Genomic DNA, 285 nt, shown 5'->3' with positions numbered 1-285 from the left:
CTTCAACGTATGCAAACAACTCGCCGAAGGTTGGCTTTACCTCGCCCATCTTCGGTGTGGTCGTGATGCTGCGCGGGTCAGTCTCACCAGCCCAGCCGGACGATGCGCCGCGAAGCCCGACGATCTTCACATAGTCGCTGGTGGTGGCGTTCTCGACAGATGCCAGCTTGCGAAGCGGCGAAGCATCAACCAACTGGTTCAAGATGCTGTTAGAGATTTGCTTTGGAACAGATGCGCCGCCATCTTCGGCTTCCCTGCTCTGCATTGCCGCCTTTACTTCCATCA

At 56.8% G+C, this 285-nt stretch carries 1 protein-coding gene; it reads right to left on the bottom strand.

Features of this window, described 5'->3' with window-relative positions; all coding sequences use genetic code 11:
* Positions 1–285: phage major capsid protein (locus tag A3722_RS15755; protein ID WP_150120520.1), on the bottom strand; the 285-nt coding region annotated here is incomplete at both ends.

Origin of the sequence: Sulfitobacter sp. HI0027 (genome assembly GCF_001634775.1) — a bacterium.
Lineage (GTDB): Bacteria > Pseudomonadota > Alphaproteobacteria > Rhodobacterales > Rhodobacteraceae > Sulfitobacter.
Note: the sequence above shows the minus strand (reverse complement) of the source record. Positions and strands in the feature narration are given on the sequence as shown.